A 13608-nucleotide genomic window follows, 5' to 3' on the forward strand; every position below is an offset into this window, starting at 1 on the left:
ACGGGTCAGATGCGTTCGATGATGGTGGCGGTCGAGAGAGCTCCACCGGCGCACATCGTGATCAGAGCCGTGGACTTGTCGGAACGCTCGAGTTCGTGCAGCGCCGTCGTGATCAGGCGAGCACCGGTGGAACCGACGGGGTGTCCCAGAGCGATTGCGCCGCCGTTGACGTTGACCTTGGACAGGTCTGCCCCGTGGACCTGTGCCCAGGAGAGGACGACGGAAGCAAAAGCCTCGTTGATTTCGACGAGATCGATGTCGTTCAGGGTCATTCCGGCCTTGTCGAGCACCATCTGGGTGGACTCGATCGGGCCGTCCAGGTGGTAGAAGGGATCGGATCCGACCATGCCGGATGCGATGATCCGCGCGCGGGGCTTGAGGCCCAGTTCCTGTGCGCGCTCTTCACTCATCAGCAGCACTGCTGCGGCTCCGTCGCTGATCTGCGACGAGTTGCCGGCGGTGTGGATATGACCCTCGATGACCGGCTTGAGTCCGGCGAGCGCTTCCGCAGTGGTCTCGCGAAGGCCGCCGTCACGGGTCACCGTAGCGATCTCGCCGGTCGGCGTACCTTCCTTGGTGACGACCGGAGCCTTGACGGGCACGATTTCACGGTCGAAGCGACCTTCGGCCCACGCCTGGGCTGCGCGGCGCTGCGACTCGAGACCGAATGCGTCGACGTCGGCGCGCGTGATGCCACGCTTCTCGGCAATTCGCTGCGCAGAGGTGAACTGGTCGCCCATGTCGATCGTCCAGTCGTCCGGGTACGGGTTTCCCGTTCCGGGCGCATTTGCCTGGCCCAGGAACACACGACTCATAGCCTCGACGCCACAGCCGATACCGGCTGAGATCTGACCCGAGGAAATGAGGCCGGAAATCAAATGCACTGCCTGCTGGGCAGATCCACAGGCGCAGTCGATGGTGGTTGCCGCGGTGCTGTACGGCAGTCCGGCGTGCAGCCATGCCTGACGCGTGACGTTGTTGGACTGCTCGCCCGCCTGAGTGACACAGCCGCCGATGATCTGTCCGATGTCTTCCGGGGCGACGCCTGCCCGTTCGAGAACTCCGAGCTGCGCTGCTCCCAGAATCTCGGCGGGGTGCAGTCCCGCCAGCGCGCCGCGACGACGGCCGATCGGTGTGCGGGCGGCTTCGACGATGACTGCATGGCCCATGATGAGCGCTCCTTCGTAGAGATATCGGTTGGTGAGCTGGCTCACCTATCACTTTTCTGCAATGTATTCTATTTATTTAAGTAGAGCAACGCGGCGGTCCACGTTCAGTACGCTTCTTGAATTAGAATTCATTTCAATTTTGAGAATAAGACAAGCTCAACGCCCGGAGGCGAATCGCTGTCAGTGCCGCGAAAGATTGACCAGAAGCAAATCGCAGCCCTTGCGGATGTCGTACTCCGCGTCGGGAATCGAGATCCTGCCGTTGAGGCAGGACTGAATCACGCCGAACCACAGCTGCATCAGCAGTCGCAATGCGGTGTTGTCGTCTTCGGTGGGATTGTCGATTCCCGCCGCATCCAACACGATCTGACGAAAACCCCGATCGATCTTGCCTGCATCGGGAACTGTTGCGACGTTGGCGGTGCTGGTTGATTGCAGCATCGCTGTCGAGAGGGCCGGCCGACGCAGTAATCCACGGGTGGCGCGCACCAACACTTCGTAGACGGCATCCTGCGGATTTGCCGACTGCACCTGATGCTTGGTGAAGGTGTCGCCGATCTGATCGATCTGCTCGACCATCACGGCAACGAACAAGTGAGTTTTCGACGGGAAGTAGCGGTACAGCGTCCCGATAGCGACTCCGGCACGCTTCGCGACCTCGTGCATCTGGACGCGAGCAAGTTCCTTCTCCGTCGCCAGCTCTTCTGCAGCTTGCAACATCCGGACATGGCGTGCCCGCTGCTCGTCCGAACTGGGCTCGGCCGCGTCTCTGACCTCGGCAATTCTCGGCACCGTCGCCCCTAATCATCCTGTGAGTGTGTAGCGGCCGCGGACGACCGAGTCAATTCTCGCACCCAATCCCCGCATGTCGGCATATTGCCCGCTGAGTGAGACCTGACATAGCCAACGCGGGCCACTGGGTATTGCGTATAGGCCCCACCCTCTTCGAGTTAGGACGCAATGATGCAGGACTGGACCACGGAGTGCGACGTATTGGTCGTCGGTTCCGGCGGCGGCGCGCTGACCGGTGCTTATACCGCCGCAGCTGCCGGATTGAGCACCATCGTGATCGAAAAGACCAACCGCTTCGGCGGAACGTCGTCGTACTCCGGAGCTTCCATCTGGCTGCCGGGAACTCAGGTCCAGGAACGTGCCGGCCTGCCCGATTCCACCGAGAACGCGCGCACCTACCTGCGCTCGCTGCTCGGTGATTCCGAGTCCGATCGCCAGGACGCGTACGTCGACACAGCCCCCGCTGTCGTCGCGCTACTGGAGAAGAACCCGAACATCGAATTCGAGTTCCGGGCTTTCCCCGACTACTACAAGGCTGAAGGCCGGATGGACACGGGACGCTCCATCAACCCGCTCGATCTCGACCCGGCTGACATCGGCGACCTCGCAGAACTGGTTCGTCCCGAGCTCGATCAGGACCGAACCGGCCAGGGCCATGCGCCCGGCAAGATGATCGGCGGACGTGCACTGATCGGCCGTCTACTCGCAGCCGTTCAGAGCACCGGCAAGGCCGATCTGCGCACCGAAACCACTCTCACCTCCTTGATCGTCGAAGACGGCCGCGTTGTCGGCGCCGAGGTCGAATCCGGTGGCGAAACCCAGCGCATCAAGGCAAACCGTGGCGTGCTCATGGCAGCCGGTGGAATCGAAGGCAACGACACGTTGCGCGAGCAGTCAGGCACCCCGGGCAAGGCCATCTGGAGCATGGGCCCGTTCGGCGCGAATACCGGCGACGCGATCAGTGCCGGCGTTGCTGTCGGCGGCGCAACAGCGCTGCTGGATCAGGCCTGGTTCTGCCCCGGCGTCGAGCAGCCCGACGGCAGCGCCGCATTCATGGTCGGTGTCCGCGGCGGCCTGGTCGTCGACAAGGCCGGCGAGCGCTACCTCAACGAGTCGCTGCCGTACGACCAGTTCGGCCGCGCGATGGACGCGCACAACGACAATGGTTCTGCCGTACCGTCGTTCATGATCTTCGATTCCCGTGAACGCGGCGGATTGCCCGCGATCAGCATCCCCAACACCCCTCCCGCCAAGCACCTCGAGGCTGGAACCTGGGTTGCTGCAGACACTCTCGAAGAGCTCGCAGAAAAGACCGGCATCCCGGCTGACGCGCTGCGTAGCACCGTCGAAAAGTTCAACGACGCAGCAAAATTGGGTGTCGACGAGCAGTTCCACCGCGGCGAAGATCCCTACGATGCGTTCTTCTGCCCGCCCAACGGCGGCGCCAACGCAGCACTCACCGCAATCGAGACCGGCCCGTTCTACGCGGCACGCATCGTTCTCAGTGACCTCGGCACCAAGGGCGGCTTGGTCACCGACATCGACGGACACGTTCTGCGCGCCGACGGTACCGTGATCGACGGCCTCTACGCAGCAGGCAACACGAGCGCGTCGCTCAGCGGCCGCTTCTACCCCGGCCCCGGCGTCCCGCTGGGTACGGCCATGGTCTTCTCCTACCGAGCAGCCCAGGACATGGCGAAGTAGCACTACACAGGCAAGTGGGGCAGGCGATGTCGTACCGCCTGCCCCACTTGCCTTGTTTCACGGCGTGGCGATATCGAAATTCGGATCGAAGGTATCCATCACCTCGGCCAGCGTCTTCAAAACCGACAGATCACCTGTTGCACTTACTTTCCCACCGTCGAGAATCGCTGATGCGTCACCCGGTTTCAGCAGGATTCCCGCAAGTAGAGGCTTGGGACCGCTGAGCGTCAGTTGCGCATCCGGGACGTGCCCTGCCCGAGCGTTCAACACCGCCCGTCGCACCCACATGTTCCAATCCTGTTTTGTGTCAGCAAAACTGAAGTTGATGGAAATGTCGACGTCGTCCGCCTTTTCGGCGATGAGATGTACACCCGCATAGTCGAAAAGCAGATCGATCGGCATCGCAAGAATTGTGTCGGTTGTGTCGGTGTTGATCTGGCCTGCACCGGTCACCCCGTTCCGCAGTTCCATCGCTGTGGCGAGAAAGATCGAACGATACTGCGGCACTTCCTGCTGGTATCCGAGCTGCTCGTAGGCGTCGGCCTGCAGGTTCTTCGCCTCGACGTCGTCAGGGTCGGCAAAAACGAGGTGGTGCAGCAGTTGCACTGCCCACCGGTAGTCACCGGACTCGAAAGCGTTGCGCCCTTCGGCAAGCAACTTTTCACGTCCGATCAGGTCGACGTGGCGCTTGGCATGATCTACCGGCAACAACGGCAAAATCGTCGCAGGGTCACCGTCCCAGAAGCCGAGCTCCTTGTGGAAGACAGCGCGAACGTTGTGATGCAATCCGCCGTGGTAGTAGCGGTTGTACCACTTCTGACCGATTGCCTCCGGTAGCCGGACGACCTCCGCAGCTTCGAGCGGCGTGTAGCCCTGGTTCGCGAATCGTAGCGCCTGATCGTGAATGAACTTGTACATGTCCCGTTGCGATTCAAGGAATTCCACCACCGTGGCGTTCCCCCATACCGGCCACGTGTGTGGACCGTGATGCACTTCGACGTCGGCACCCCATCGCACCAAGGTCTCATCCAGATACCTGGCGAAGTTGCGCGCATCTCGGGTACGTGCGCCTCGGATCGTCTGGATGTTGTGCATCGAGTGATTGGCGTTCTCGGCACAGGTGAGTGCTTTGATGGCCGGGATCCAGATGTGCATCTCCTCCGGTGCTTCGGTGTCAGGAGCGTAGAGGAACTCGAAATCCCACCCGCCGAGATTGCGTACCTCACCGGTCTTGGTGATGCCGTCGGTCGGCGGAATGTAGGTCATGTGGATGTTCATTCCGTCAGCGCCAGAGCCCAGGCCAACGGTCACCAGCCCGCAATCACATTGCGGCAGAATCAAACCGAAGGTGTATCCCATCCGCCGCGACATCGCATTACCGGTGATGACATTCTCGCCGATCGCGAACTTGTTGAAAGACTCGATGGTTCCGGGCGCGACGATCGGGACTTTTCCCGATGCCACGTCTGCTTCGTCGACCAGGCCTTTGACTCCGGCGTAATGGTCGAAGTGTGTGTGGGTGTAGATGATCGCGGCGATAGGTTTGTCATTGTTCAGCTCACGCCGGAACAGTTCGAGTCCTGCTTTGGCAAGGTCGGCGCTGGTGGTGGTGTCGATGATGACGAGCCCGTCGGGGGCGTCGACGATGGTCAGGTTAACCGCGAATCTGACTTGGTACAGACCGTCGACAACCTTGTACAGACCGGACCGCTTCACTACCTGCGACTGGCGCCACAGGCTGGGGTTGACGGACTCTGGCGCAGGTTTGTCGTCAGCGATGTACTCGAGTGGTCGACCGTCGTGGATCAGCTCGCCCTTGTCGTTGAAGACCTGGTCGTTTTCCCACCCGGTGATGAACCCCCGGTCCGCGTCACCAAAATCTTCCCGATCCGACATCGGATAATTAGCCACCGCCGCGCGGTTGATCTCAGCGGTGAATGCTGTTGCTGGTTTTTCCTGCCCGGAACATGACGTCTCCTCCGACTTCGTCTCAGAACCCTCAGGAGTCAATCTGGCCTGCCGACACCGTCGGCGCATCACCCGTAAGAGATGAGATCAAACCGCAGCAGTATTACTCCGCGGCTCGAAACTCCGCGCACATACTTCGGAAATCTTCATCGTCGGCCGGATCCGTCGGGATCGCCAAGGCAACGCCGTCACAGATGCTTCCGTACTTCGTAGTCAGCACTTCCGGCAACTCTGAATACGTGCATTGTGTGATCAACCCGTCGAGAACGTCGTCGGTAAGTACGCCGGCCAGATCGGCCCAGCCGCCCGAGCGCGCCATCGACGTCAACTTCTCACCGACCTCAGGGAATCCCAGTACATCCAACGCAATTCGGTAGGCCGGTGTGGAGTAAAGGAACGCAAGCTCTTTGCGTACCGGCTCACGGGCCGCAGCTACTGCGGCGCCATCACGCCCGGTGATCACCTTCGGAACTGCGACAATCCGAGGTTTCCGGCCACCGGACTCGAGCGCCGGAATTATCTTCTCCCTGAGCACTTTCGGATGTGAACTCGTCGGATGTGCAACAAAACCGTCGGCAACCTCGCCTGCCAGGGCGCACATCCGCGCGTTCACCCCGCCCGTCCAGATCTCGGGTGCGGGGACGTCGATCGGCCCCGGATTGAAATACGGCTGCAACCGATTGAATGTGTAGTGTATGCCCTCGTAGTCGAGAGCACTACCGGATCGGAAAGCCTCGAATATCGCCCGAACAGCGCCGACGTAATCGCGCAGTTGCGCAACAGGGTCCGTCCACGGCATCGAATACCGTCCGACGATGTTTCCGCGCACCTGAGTTGCCAAACCCAACTGGAATCGGCCGCCGGAGAAGTCCGCCAGATCCCAGGCCGCCAATGCCGTCAGCATCGGACTACGCGCAAACGCCACCACCATGGACGTCCGCACGGTGAGCCTGGAACTGTGCTCAATGGCCAGAGCCGCAACGGCAAACGGATCTCGAACGGTCTCCGAAATGTGCACGGTGTCGAAACCGAGTTCCTCGATGCGGCGCACCCGTTCCGCAACGTGCCGGAGCGGGGTATCGGCAGGCAGCGACGTCACTAATTCCATGTGAATCCAACTACTCCAGACGTATCGACAACAACTTTCCTTCCGTTGCCACCTTACGTGCGTGCTCGTTGAAATCCGGTGCCGCACAGACAAACAGTGTTCGTCCGTCTGCCCCACCCAACCCGCAGGCAAACACCCCGGTTTCGAAGGGAATCTCGTCGATCACTCCAGATCCCGCCGCCACATGAAGTATCCGACTACCGATTGCGTCGGCTACCCACATCGAATCGTCCGCATCGATGCAGCACCCGTCGGGCGCGATCACCATCTGGGAAATGGTGGACTCCATCGTCGAACCATCAGGCACGCCGCCGAACGTCGCCCAATCACGACGCTCCCCCAGGGAACCGTCGTCCGCGACGGAGAAAACACTGATGCGATTGCCCAAGGTCTCGTCCACCAGCAGTTCCCCACTGGAAGTCAGTGCCATGCCGTTGGGAAAGTGCAGATCCCGCGCCACAACATGCACGCTGCCATCCGGATCGACCCGCAGCAGATCCGCAGTCTCCACCGCCGCCAGATTCATCAGATCGAACCCGAAGTTGCCGACGTACGCACGGCCGTGAGCGTCGACGAGCATGTCGTTGACGTTGCCGCTCACATACGTCGACAGGTCCGCATGAACGACCAGTTGCCCGTCCGGTTCGCGACGAAGGACCTTCTGATCGCGCATCGACACCACAAGCAACCTGCCGTCCGGCAACCAGCCGAGACCCGACGGCTGCCCGGGAACTTCGGCCTCGACGCGAACATCCGTTCCGTCTTCGCGAGCCGAAACCACCTGGTGGCTATAGAAATCCGATACCCAGATGCGGTCGTCGTGCCAACGTGGGCATTCGAAATAGGTGTAGCCGTCGAGTACGACGGTCGTCTCACGCGCCATGGCCTTGGACTCCCCTTAAATCGGTGAAGTGCGAGCTTTCCGCCATTCAATCACCGGCACCCGGACACAGGGCCCGATTGCGACTATTCAGTCATCAACTCCTCGAAGATGTCGAAGGCCTCGTTCCAACCGTCGTACACATTCCCATCGCCCTTGAATCCGGGGATACCAACCAGGTGGAACGTCATTTCCGTCTTGTCCCCTTGCTCCACCAACGTGACAGTGATGCGGGGTGCACTCTCGACCGACTCCTCCGGGTTACCCCAGGTGAAGACCAGCCGCTTCGGCTCTTCGACTTCGAGATACGTTCCGCCTGTCGGGTATTCGGCGCCGTCCTCGTCGTTGATCATCAAATAGCTGTATGTCCCACCAACGCGCGGGTCGATGGCGACGTGCTCGCGGGGGCTCCTCACACCACGCGGGTGCCACCAGCGCGCCGCCTCGTCCGGGTCGGTCCACGCGCGCCAGAGAAGTTCACGTGGTGCGTCGAAGATTCGGATGATGGTGAATTCTGCGGTCTGATCGACATTGTGCTCACTCATTGCCCTTCTCCTTCTTCAATTCGGGATTCTTCAGTTCACGGAGTCGCTCGTCGAGAAGATCGAAACGCTCGTTCCAACCGCGACGGTGTTCCTCGACCCAGACGGCTGCATCGTTGAGACCTTCGGCTCGCAGCGTGCAGGTGCGCCATTGCGCAGAGGCCGTGCGTTCGATCAATCCGGCCTTTTCGAGCACCTTCAGATGCTGCGATATCGCCGGCCGACTCATCTCGAACGGCTCGGCCAATTCCCCCACGGTCATGGAACCGCTGGTCAAGCGCGTCAGCATCGCACGCCGAGTGGGATCTGCCAACGCCCCGAATACCGCGTCGAGCTCATTGCTCATTTAAGCAACTCCTTAATTAAGGAACAACTTAAATTTAGAACGCCCATCGGTCCCCGTCAAGCACTCCAGGCGTATCGCAATCGCTCGACGAGCACCGACTCGTCCAACTCCGAGCACCGTGACCTTTCGAGTGCTTTCACGGCGACCATTGCATCGATGATCGCGTCTCCGAGGACACTCTTCGCAACTTCCGACAAACGCAGTCGTTGCAGCATCTCGCCCATCTCGGTCGGCATGCGCGTAATCGAAAGTACCGCCCGCTGTGCATCAGCCAGACCTGACGGATTGACGCTCACTTCCGGCGGCAGCGTCAGCGCACCGGCAATACCCGCATGCATGGCGCCGAGAATGACGGCAGTAGCAAGATACGGATTCGCGGAGGCATCCACCACTTTCACTTCGACGTTGGCACCGTGAGGATTTCCGATGGATTCGGCGCAGAATCGGACTGCGGCCTCGCGGTTTTCATGACCCCAACAGATGAAGGCACCTGACCAGGTGTCGGGCTGCAACCTCAGTCCCGAAAGCGGCGACGACGCCAACACCGCGCCCAGGTCTGCGAGGTGAGCAAGTAGGCCACCCACCGCACCGGCACCGTCTTCGGTCATCCCGTAATCCTGTTTTCCAGCGGAGAAGATCGGCTTGCCGGATCGAGTCAACGAAATATGCTGATGTGCACCGTTTCCCGAGCCACCCACGATGGGCATCGGCGAGAACGATGCAGCCATTCCGTGCGATCGGGCGGTGCGGCAGATCAGAATTCGGGCTGTGATCACGCTGTCCGCCGCTTCGAGCGGTGACGCCGGCGCCAGCGAGATCTCGAACTGTCCGAGGCCGTACTCCGCGTGAAACTGTTCGATATTCAGTTGGGCGCGTTCGGCATTCACCAACAGATCCCTGACAAAGCTCTCCTGCGCAAGTGCAGCTCCGAGTCCGTAGGCGGACCATTGTTCGGCCACAACCCCGCCGAAGAGTGTGAACTCGATTTCGTGACCCACCCGAGCTTCGAGATTGTCGTGCGCAAGCGTCTGGACTGTGCGGCGTAGTGCCGTTCGACTGCACACAGCCGATATCGATCCGTCCAACTCGTGCAGGGTCGCAGGCGCCCAGGACACATCGTCCCCCACGGCACGCAGGTCTGATTCCGCGATCCTCAACCGAAGATCACCCACCGCGGAAAGCTCCTCGGTGAAGGCGAGGGCGTCGTCGGCGCAGAACACATTCCAGCTCGGCGACGCACCCATCCCGCTGGTGACAAAAACGTCAACCCTGTTCGCGGGCACCATTTTCGCCCGCGAAACACCAGCCAGATCGACAATCGACCCGATGATCAGTTCGGAGGTGTACCTCACAGGGCGGAGGTTACCCCGCAACCTCACATTGTGAACCCGGGACAGTCAGATCAGATTGTCTTCGACCGGCAAACCGAATGCTGCCCGTCCGTACAGCGCCAGCGCCCGCTCCGGTTCGTTTGCCACATGCACGCTGCCCGCGTGAACGTCGCGCCACGCCCGCTCGATCGGGTTGCCGCGCGACAGCGAGTTTCCGCCGGCCGTCTTGAACAGCATGTCGATCGCTTCCACCGAACGCTCCGTAGCGCGAACCTGGTCACGCCGAGCACGCAGCCGCATCGAGAGCGGCAGCTCCTTACCGGCCGCGGCGAGTTCGTACATCTCGCGGACGTTGCGATCCATCTGCAGAATCGCCGCATCGATCTCCGACGACGCCCGCGCCACGGCCACCTGAGCGAACTGGTCCTCGCTGAACCGTCCACCGCCCAGGCTGAGCCGAACACGCTCGCGCATGACTTCGAGGTAACCCTCGTAGCAACCGGCGACAATTCCCACGCAAGGTGCTGCCACCGTCGACGTGAAGATAGTTCCGAAGGGCAATTTGTACAGCGGACCGGGATTGACCGCCTGGCCGGGTCCCTGCAAGTGGGCCGTCTCGTAATTGCGCTTCAACCGGTGCTCGGGGACAAAGGCCTTCTTCACAACTATTTCGTTGCTCGCCGTCCCGCGCATGCCCACCACGTCCCAGACGTCACGGATCTCGTAATCGGTGCGCGGTACCAACACAGTCATGAAGTCGACCGGACGCCCGTCCATGCCCACGACCATCGCTCCAAGCAAAGCCCAGGTTGCGTGCTCACACCCGGAGGAAAATCCCCAGTTGCCGGACAGCTCGTATCCGCCTTCCACCGCCGTCAGACGACCGACCGGCGCATAGGCGGACGAGATGAGCGTCGACTGGTCCTCGCCCCAGACATCTGCCTGGGCACGGTCGTCGAAGAGGGCCAGATGCCACGGATGTACGCCGACGACGGAGGCGACCCACCCGGTCGACCCGCAGGCTGCAGAAATCGCACGAACCACTTCGTAGAACTGGACGGGATCACTCTCGGCGCCGCCGTAGCGCTTGGGCTGCAGCATCGCGAAGACACCCGCATCGCCAAGCTCACGAATGGTTCGATCCGGTATCTTCCTGGAGTCGTCCACCTTCTGAGCTCGCTCGGCAATCTTGGGAAGCAGATCGCGAACGGCGCTCAGAACCTTGTTGACCATGGGAAGACACTCCTTGCACCGATCAACGGAAACTGGATCGGCAAATAGACATAGCGGATGCCCCGTCACGATATCTTCTTCCGCGATTCCGCTGACCGGAAGTCCCGGAGGCCGGGACTGATGCCGTCTTCGACTCGGTCACACACTGGTCCCGCCTAGTGAGACGACGGCCAGAGCGCCCATCACGGCTCACCTAGCGTCAGTCTGACATTGACCCTGGAAAGGACGGGACTCATCGTGACGATCAATCAGTCCGACAACGACGAGGTTCGCGAGATCCAAGCTGGAACCGCACCTACTCGCTTTGCACGTGGATGGCACTGCATTGGACTCACGGAGTCCTTCAAGGACGGCGAACCGCACTCCATCGAGGCGTTCGGCACCAAGCTCGTCGTCTTCGCCGACAGTGAAGGCAACGTCAAGATTCTCGACGCGTACTGCCGTCACATGGGTGGCGACCTGAGCCAGGGCACCATCAAGGGCGACGCCATTGCCTGTCCGTTCCACGATTGGCGCTGGGGCGGCAACGGCAAGTGCCAGAAGATTCCGTACGCACGCCGCGTTCCCCCGCTCGCAAAGACGCGTGCATGGCAGACCCTCGACCAGGACGGCATGCTCTTCGTCTGGCACGACCCCGAGGGCAACCCGCCGACGGACGACGTAGCCATCCCCCGCATCGAAGGCGCGCTCAGCGACGAGTGGAGCGACTGGGTCTGGTACACCACGACCGTCGACACCAACTGCCGCGAAATCGTCGACAACATCGTCGACATGGCGCACTTCTTCTACGTGCACTACTCCTTCCCGACGTACTTCAAGAACGTCTTCGAAGGCCACGCCGCAACGCAGTACATGCGCGGCGTCGCTCGCTCGGACATGCGTCCGCACGCAGCAGGCACCCCGAAGATGGTCGGCAGCAACTCCGTCGCCACGTACTTCGGCCCCTCCTTCATGGTCGACGACCTGACCTACGAGTACGAGGACTACAACGTCGACTCCGTACTCATCAACTGCCACTACCCGGTCAGCGCAGACAAGTTCGTCCTCCAGTACGGCATCATCGTCAAGAAGTCGGATCGTTTCCAGGGTGAAGCCGCCGACGCGATGGCAGCGAACTTCGGCACGTTCATCGCCAAGGGCTTCGAGCAGGACGTCGAGATCTGGAAGAACAAGACTCGCATCGAGAACCCGCTCCTGTGCGAAGAGGACGGCCCGGTCTACCAGCTCCGTCGCTGGTACGAGCAGTTCTACGTCGACGTCGCGGACATCGCTCCCGAGATGACCGAACGCTTCGAATTCGAACTCGACACCGCGCGCCCCGTCGCCGCCTGGCAGAAGGAAGTCGAAGACAACCTCGCTGCGAAGAAGGCAGACGAAGATGCAGCCTCTTCAGTGCGCTGAGTGCAAGGCGCAGGTCCTGGTCCAGAAGAACAGTTGGGAACACACCACCGTTCAGTGGAGTGACCAGGCCCGCGCCAAGTGCCTCGAGATCGCCGACGAACGTGAATTCGGGCAACGTGAGGGACGCCCAGGCGCTCCTCGCAAGGAGTGCGGCGCCTTGATCGCGTCCATCGTGAACGCTGCAACGGCAGGCGAGCTCGAGATCCTCAACGACGAGCCGGTGCCCAAGCCGATCGTCGACGACAGCGAACCCGTTCCCGCCCCGTTTCATTAGTCAAGCCAACATCTTTCGAAGAAGGTAGTAATGATCGATCCTCAGTACTACGGCCCGTGGGCAGTCATCGCCGGCGGTTCCGAAGGTGTCGGCGCGGGGTTCGCCGACGAGCTCAGCAAGATCGGTATCAACCTCGTGCTCATCGCCCGCAAGCCGGGCCCGCTCGAGGAGACCGCAGCCAAGGCACGCGCCAACGGCGTCGAAGTACGCACTCTGGCACTGGATCTGCTGGTTCCCGACGCGCTCGATCAGATCAAGGCTGTCACCGACGACGTCGAGGTGGGCCTGCTCATCTTCAACGCCGGCGCCAACAGCTACGGCCACGAGTTCGTCACCGGTGATCTGACGGGATTTGCCGGAGTCATCGAGCTGAATATCAACAAGCAGCTCGAACTCTCGCACCACTTCGGCGGATTGATGAAGGATCGCGGACGCGGCGGCATCATGCTGCTCGGTTCGCTGGCCGGATTCATGGGCTCCGAGCACCAGAGCATCTACGCAGCGTCCAAGGCATTCGGACGCATCTTTGCCGAGAGCCTGTGGCTCGAACTCCAGCCGTACGGCGTTCACGTCGTCGAGTTCATTCTCGGGGTGACGCGCACACCGGCTATGATTCGCGCCGGTCTCAACTTCGACATCCCCGGCATGAACGTCGCCGAGCCCGAAGATGTTGCACGCGAAGGCCTCGAGCACCTTGCCGACGGCCCGATCTGGGTTGCCGCAGGAAACTACGAGGGCGCTCAGAAGCGCAGCGGCTTCCCCCGCGACAAGATGGTCAAGGGCGCTGCCGAAGCGATGCGCAAGCTGCTCAACCGCTGACTTCTGCTGTGCGCCTTTATTAACCCCCCGACGTTAAGAAA

General features: G+C 61.3%; 13 protein-coding genes. 4 read left to right on the forward strand and 9 right to left on the reverse strand.

Features of this window, described 5'->3' with window-relative positions:
- Positions 1-5: 5 nt before the first annotated feature.
- Both CJ178_RS16680 and CJ178_RS16685 read right to left on the reverse strand, forming a co-directional pair.
- Positions 6-1169 (reverse strand): steroid 3-ketoacyl-CoA thiolase, encoded by a 1164-nt coding sequence (locus tag CJ178_RS16680; protein WP_033233804.1) that lies wholly within the window; start codon positions 1167-1169, stop codon positions 6-8.
- 180 nt (positions 1170-1349) lie between these two features.
- On the reverse strand, positions 1350-1961 hold the full coding sequence (locus CJ178_RS16685; RefSeq protein ID WP_033233213.1) for a TetR family transcriptional regulator: 612 nt from the start codon (positions 1959-1961) through the stop codon (positions 1350-1352).
- 171 nt (positions 1962-2132) lie between these two features.
- Between CJ178_RS16685 and CJ178_RS16690 the strand changes: the two genes are divergently transcribed.
- Positions 2133-3665, forward strand: a complete 1533-nt coding sequence (locus CJ178_RS16690; RefSeq protein ID WP_179300764.1) for an FAD-dependent oxidoreductase — start codon at positions 2133-2135, stop codon at positions 3663-3665.
- A gap of 57 nt (positions 3666-3722) precedes the next feature.
- Here the strand turns inward: CJ178_RS16690 and CJ178_RS16695 are convergent, their stop codons facing one another.
- From CJ178_RS16695 to hsaA, 7 genes are all read right to left on the reverse strand, one after another.
- On the reverse strand, positions 3723-5561 hold the full coding sequence (locus CJ178_RS16695) for an alkyl/aryl-sulfatase (protein WP_230590073.1): 1839 nt from the start codon (positions 5559-5561) through the stop codon (positions 3723-3725).
- 175 nt (positions 5562-5736) lie between these two features.
- Positions 5737-6741, reverse strand: coding sequence for a TIGR03617 family F420-dependent LLM class oxidoreductase (locus CJ178_RS16700; RefSeq protein ID WP_095887155.1), 1005 nt, complete (start codon positions 6739-6741; stop codon positions 5737-5739).
- Between the two features lie 10 nt (positions 6742-6751).
- Positions 6752-7624, reverse strand: coding sequence for an SMP-30/gluconolactonase/LRE family protein (locus CJ178_RS16705; protein WP_095887156.1), 873 nt, complete (start codon positions 7622-7624; stop codon positions 6752-6754).
- A gap of 83 nt (positions 7625-7707) precedes the next feature.
- Entirely contained in the window at positions 7708-8166 is a 459-nt protein-coding gene (locus tag CJ178_RS16710; protein ID WP_045064958.1) for an SRPBCC family protein, read from the reverse strand.
- A complete protein-coding gene (locus CJ178_RS16715) occupies positions 8159-8509 on the reverse strand; it encodes an ArsR/SmtB family transcription factor (RefSeq protein ID WP_045064961.1) in 351 nt (116 codons plus the stop codon). Before CJ178_RS16715 ends, CJ178_RS16710 begins: the two co-directional genes overlap by 8 nt.
- 56 nt (positions 8510-8565) lie before the next feature.
- Positions 8566-9861, reverse strand: coding sequence for a glutamine synthetase family protein (locus tag CJ178_RS16720; protein WP_257013231.1), 1296 nt, complete (start codon positions 9859-9861; stop codon positions 8566-8568).
- 45 nt (positions 9862-9906) lie between these two features.
- A complete protein-coding gene (gene hsaA, locus CJ178_RS16725; protein WP_033233218.1) occupies positions 9907-11073 on the reverse strand; it encodes a 3-hydroxy-9,10-secoandrosta-1,3,5(10)-triene-9,17-dione monooxygenase oxygenase subunit in 1167 nt (388 codons plus the stop codon).
- Between the two features lie 237 nt (positions 11074-11310).
- Between hsaA and CJ178_RS16730 the strand changes: the two genes are divergently transcribed.
- Genes CJ178_RS16730 through CJ178_RS16740 form a run of 3 tightly spaced genes read left to right on the forward strand, consistent with a single transcriptional unit; the run spans position 11311 to position 13567 of the window.
- Complete coding sequence (locus CJ178_RS16730) at positions 11311-12474, forward strand: Rieske 2Fe-2S domain-containing protein (protein WP_033233219.1); 1164 nt, start codon at positions 11311-11313, stop codon at positions 12472-12474.
- Positions 12452-12748, forward strand: a complete 297-nt coding sequence (locus tag CJ178_RS16735) for a hypothetical protein (protein ID WP_033233220.1) — start codon at positions 12452-12454, stop codon at positions 12746-12748. Before CJ178_RS16730 ends, CJ178_RS16735 begins: the two co-directional genes overlap by 23 nt.
- Positions 12749-12778: 30 nt before the next feature.
- A complete protein-coding gene (locus tag CJ178_RS16740) occupies positions 12779-13567 on the forward strand; it encodes an SDR family NAD(P)-dependent oxidoreductase (RefSeq protein ID WP_033233221.1) in 789 nt (262 codons plus the stop codon).
- The last annotated feature ends 41 nt before the right edge of the window (positions 13568-13608 follow it).

The sequence above is a fragment of the Rhodococcus sp. ACPA4 genome (genome assembly GCF_002300185.1).
In the GTDB taxonomy this organism is placed as follows: domain Bacteria; phylum Actinomycetota; class Actinomycetes; order Mycobacteriales; family Mycobacteriaceae; genus Rhodococcus_F; species Rhodococcus_F globerula.

Coding starts and splice junctions, on each gene's coding strand:
- hsaA (WP_033233218.1), bottom strand. CDS start 11,073: ATGGTCAACAAGGTTCTGAGCGCCGTTCGCGATCTGCTTCCCAAGATT.
- CJ178_RS16715 (WP_045064961.1), bottom strand. CDS start 8,509: ATGAGCAATGAGCTCGACGCGGTATTCGGGGCGTTGGCAGATCCCACT.
- CJ178_RS16695 (WP_230590073.1), bottom strand. CDS start 5,561: ATGTCGGATCGGGAAGATTTTGGTGACGCGGACCGGGGGTTCATCACC.
- CJ178_RS16680 (WP_033233804.1), bottom strand. CDS start 1,169: ATGGGCCATGCAGTCATCGTCGAAGCCGCCCGCACACCGATCGGCCGT.
- CJ178_RS16700 (WP_095887155.1), bottom strand. CDS start 6,741: ATGGAATTAGTGACGTCGCTGCCTGCCGATACCCCGCTCCGGCACGTT.
- CJ178_RS16740 (WP_033233221.1), top strand. CDS start 12,779: ATGATCGATCCTCAGTACTACGGCCCGTGGGCAGTCATCGCCGGCGGT.
- CJ178_RS16690 (WP_179300764.1), top strand. CDS start 2,133: ATGCAGGACTGGACCACGGAGTGCGACGTATTGGTCGTCGGTTCCGGC.
- CJ178_RS16735 (WP_033233220.1), top strand. CDS start 12,452: ATGCAGCCTCTTCAGTGCGCTGAGTGCAAGGCGCAGGTCCTGGTCCAG.
- CJ178_RS16705 (WP_095887156.1), bottom strand. CDS start 7,624: ATGGCGCGTGAGACGACCGTCGTACTCGACGGCTACACCTATTTCGAA.
- CJ178_RS16710 (WP_045064958.1), bottom strand. CDS start 8,166: ATGAGTGAGCACAATGTCGATCAGACCGCAGAATTCACCATCATCCGA.